Raw genomic sequence first — 3,467 nt, forward strand, 5'->3', positions numbered from 1 at the left:
AAATTCACTTTTCATTAGTGGCTCAAAATTCACGGTTTAGTGTGTCGCAATGCTGTGAGTTTTTTAAACATGCATTTTATGTTACTAATATTTATATAAATTGTACGATTTGTGGTAATGTAAAAATCGCATAACAAGGCATTCAAACGGACAAAAAACAGTTGGCTGTTTTCACTTCGTTCAACATTTTAGCCAACAATTTTTTGCCGCTTAATGTGGCGTTATATGCTCTTAATAAATACGTTTTAGGGCAAGACATTTTTAGCTAAGTGTTTTACGCTAAACTCGGTTTAGTGCAGCACTAATAAGCATTGCCTCTTTTACCTTTTTCAAAGGTGGCAGCGCTATTAGTTTGTTCAGGCAGCTGTGAGTAGCGTAAAAATTCACGGCTATTTTTTATTTTATGGGTAACTTAAGTTCGTGCAGAGTTTGATTCAACGTTCTCTGCATATAACAAGTTGCTCAAACGGAAAAATAACAGTTGGCCATCGCTTCGCGATTATAGCCAACCATTATTTTCCGCTTAGCAAAGCGTTAGGTGCAATTCGAGTATGCCAACACTTTATATATTTTCTGGGTTGCCTGGGGCTGGAAAAAGCACTTTAGCTGTTCTTTTATGCAAGCATATTGGAGCTTCATATTTACGCGTAGACACTATCGAGCAATCCTTAAAAGATATATGTGGGTTAGATATTTACGCAGAAGGCTATCAATTGGCTTATAGACTAGCATCAGACAGCTTAAATCAAGGGCTTAGTGTAGTTGGTGATTCGTGTAATTCAGTTCCAGAATCTAGAGATGAATGGGAACAAACAGCTATTAACTCTGCAGCACAATATATTAATATAGAGATATTGTGCTCTGATACAGCCGAGCACAAAGCTAGAGTAGAAAATAGAAAGTCAGCCGTAAAGGGATTAGCTTTACCAACTTGGGAAAGTGTAAAAAATAGAGTTTTTCATTCATGGGATTCAACTGTAATATCAATCAATACAGCGGGACAGTCTCCAGAGCAATCAATGAAACAACTTCTAACAAAGCTTGGTGTGTAAATGCACCTAACAAGAACTTCAAACGGAAAAAATACAGTTGGCTGTTTTCACTCCGTTCAACATTTTAGCCAACTATATTTTTCCGCTTAAGTAGGCGTTATGTGAAAAGGATATCCAATGAAACCTGAGCCATTAAACATTTCCCCTAAAGCAACAGGAAGCACTTCCGAAGCTTTAAATCCTACAATTACTTTTGGTACAGAAGATGTTATAAATGCAATGGAGGTTGTTGGCTTTCAAGATCAAGGACGTGATAAGGTCATCGAAATAATTAAAGATAAATTTCAAGAGTTATTACAAGGTAACACTGATGTCATCCCTTCTGAGCTTTATGAGTTAACAGGTCAAATTATGGAAGTTGTTCAACAGCTTGCAAGCACTTTCACATAACAAGAACTTCAAACGGAAAAAATACAGTTGGCTGTTTTCACTCCGTTCAACATTTTAGCCAACTATATTTTTCCGCTTAAGTAGGCGTTAGCTTTCTTTGTTGCTATGGTCACTTATCGAGGAATATATGGTTATATTTATCACATCAAAATCTGCTTATTCTGAGATGAAAAGTTTAATTTTGAGTAAAGAGCATCCTATTTGGCTAACTTGTAATGTCCTTACGGATGAAGAATATGAAGCGTTGTGGAAAAGCGGAGTCAATGCATCAGTTTTAGATTATGAAGTAGATACTGAAAACAAAGACGATATGGATTGTGCTATGTCTACAATAAAAGAACACCATTTTGGTCAAAATATTTGGGTTCAAATAAATAACGAAAGCTAACAAGAAATTCAACAAGGACAAAAAACAGTTGGCTTTTTGTTCACTACGTTCACTTATTTTAGCCAACAATTTTTTGCCTGTTAATTAGGCGTTATACAACTAAGGAGAGTTCCGATGGGCTGGATTGTTTTAGCCATAGCTGGTTTATTTGAGATCGTATGGGCAGTTGGCCTTAAACAAACAGAAGGTTTTACTAAATTGTGGCCTTCTGTAATAACCATTACAGCCATGTGGATCAGTTTTGGTTGTCTTTCCTATGCCTTAAAAACAATTCCAATGGGTAATGCCTATGCTGTTTGGACTGGTATTGGTGCAGTAGGTGTAGCAATCGTGGGTATCGTTTGGTTTAACGAAATAGCAGATATCAAACGTATTGCATGCATAGGATTAATTGTCATTGGTATAGCTGGTTTAAAGCTATTAGATTCCGGTTCAACCGTTGTATAACAAGCCATTCAAGCAGGACAAATAACAGCTGGCTATTTGCTCCTTCGTCGCTTATTTTAGCCAACTATTATTTGCCTCTTAATGGGGCGTTATATGCTATTAAAATGTAGCTTTAGATAAAGTGATTTCTAGTACATTGTTTTTCGCTAAAACTGGTTTAACGCAGGTCACTAATAAGCTTTGCCTAATTACCTTTTTCAAAGGTGCAAAGCTATTAGTTTTGTTCAACCTTTAACGTGTAGCGTAAAAGTTCACGGTTAGGTTGTTTTTTACGGTCGCCTTTAAGTTATTGTATCGCTTGGTTTTACCACTGCTGCATCTAACAAGGCCATCAAACGGACACGTACAGTTTGCTCGCGCTCCGCGCAGTTTAGCAAATTGTACTTAGCCGCTTATAGCGGCGTTATATGCTATTAAAAATTAGTTTTAGGGCAAGAGCTTTTACTTAGTGTTTTTCGCTAAACTAGGTTTGAGCAGCACTAATAAGTATTGCCTCTTTTACCTTTTTCAAAGGTGGCAATACTATTATGTTACCGGACTTTTGTATGTAGCTCATAAATCACGGTTCAGCTTTAGATTACAGTGCCTTTAAATTCGTGCAATATCCAGTTCAACCAGTGCTGCATATAACAAGGCAATCAAACGGAAAATTTACAGTTGGCTGTTTTTCGTGCCTCAAACATTTTAGCCAACTATAATTTTCCGCTTATTGCGGCGTTATGTAATTAACCATAGGTGTGAAATCGTGAAATATTGTAAATTTTTAATGCTAGTTGTCTTTTTATTAAATACTAAGTTCGCGTTAGCAGCTGGTCTGAGTACCTTGGAGGTCATCCCTACTTCTTGGAAATTAGAGGATTACATGGGAGGGCAGGTTTTTGTTTGGTTTTCTGAGTCTTCTTGTGTAAATGGACAATTACAATTTCCAGCCCACGCTACATCAGAAGATAAAAATAGATTTTGGTCAGTTGTTATGACTGCAAAAATATCAAAAAGGAAAGTATTTGTTAACTATTTTAACGATGGTTGCGTAATAAAAAGTTTTGGCATGCATAATTAATAATTACATAACAACACGCCCTGAGGTGGACAACTAGTAAAATTTAGCTATTTATTGCAAATTTTAACAGTGGCGATCCTCTTCGTTTTAATGCTTCTAAATATTTTGATTCGTTGTAGGGCGTCTTCGT

Annotated in this window: 5 protein-coding genes; all 5 read left to right on the forward strand. The window is 36.5% G+C overall.

Going from position 1 to position 3,467, the window contains the following annotated elements; genetic code table 11:
* Nucleotides 1-551: 551 nt before the first annotated feature.
* The 5 genes from H4J52_RS03020 (at nucleotide 552) to H4J52_RS03040 (ending at nucleotide 3,337) form a co-directional block, all read left to right on the forward strand.
* Nucleotides 552-1,052 carry an AAA family ATPase gene (locus H4J52_RS03020; protein WP_182224204.1) on the forward strand — a complete coding sequence of 167 codons (501 nt, stop codon included), beginning with the start codon at nucleotides 552-554 and terminating at the stop codon, nucleotides 1,050-1,052.
* Between the two features lie 117 nt (nucleotides 1,053-1,169).
* Complete coding sequence (locus tag H4J52_RS03025; protein WP_182224205.1) at nucleotides 1,170-1,442, forward strand: hypothetical protein; 273 nt, start codon at nucleotides 1,170-1,172, stop codon at nucleotides 1,440-1,442.
* 127 nt (nucleotides 1,443-1,569) lie between these two features.
* A complete protein-coding gene (locus H4J52_RS03030; RefSeq protein ID WP_182224206.1) occupies nucleotides 1,570-1,830 on the forward strand; it encodes a hypothetical protein in 261 nt (86 codons plus the stop codon).
* Between the two features lie 114 nt (nucleotides 1,831-1,944).
* Nucleotides 1,945-2,277, forward strand: coding sequence for a quaternary ammonium compound efflux SMR transporter SugE (sugE, locus tag H4J52_RS03035; RefSeq protein WP_182176852.1), 333 nt, complete (start codon nucleotides 1,945-1,947; stop codon nucleotides 2,275-2,277).
* Between the two features lie 745 nt (nucleotides 2,278-3,022).
* Nucleotides 3,023-3,337, forward strand: coding sequence for a hypothetical protein (locus H4J52_RS03040; RefSeq protein ID WP_182224207.1), 315 nt, complete (start codon nucleotides 3,023-3,025; stop codon nucleotides 3,335-3,337).
* Nucleotides 3,338-3,467 lie beyond the last annotated feature (130 nt).

It is taken from the genome of Colwellia sp. MB02u-14, assembly GCF_014076915.1.
Classification (GTDB): Bacteria; Pseudomonadota; Gammaproteobacteria; order Enterobacterales; family Alteromonadaceae; genus Colwellia_A.

What these genes read in the sequence shown, in the direction of transcription:
- H4J52_RS03030 (WP_182224206.1), top strand. Translation starts at nt 1,570, where the DNA reads ATGGTTATATTTATCACATCAAAATCTGCTTATTCTGAGATGAAAAGT.
- H4J52_RS03020 (WP_182224204.1), top strand. Translation starts at nt 552, where the DNA reads ATGCCAACACTTTATATATTTTCTGGGTTGCCTGGGGCTGGAAAAAGC.
- H4J52_RS03025 (WP_182224205.1), top strand. Translation starts at nt 1,170, where the DNA reads ATGAAACCTGAGCCATTAAACATTTCCCCTAAAGCAACAGGAAGCACT.
- sugE (WP_182176852.1), top strand. Translation starts at nt 1,945, where the DNA reads ATGGGCTGGATTGTTTTAGCCATAGCTGGTTTATTTGAGATCGTATGG.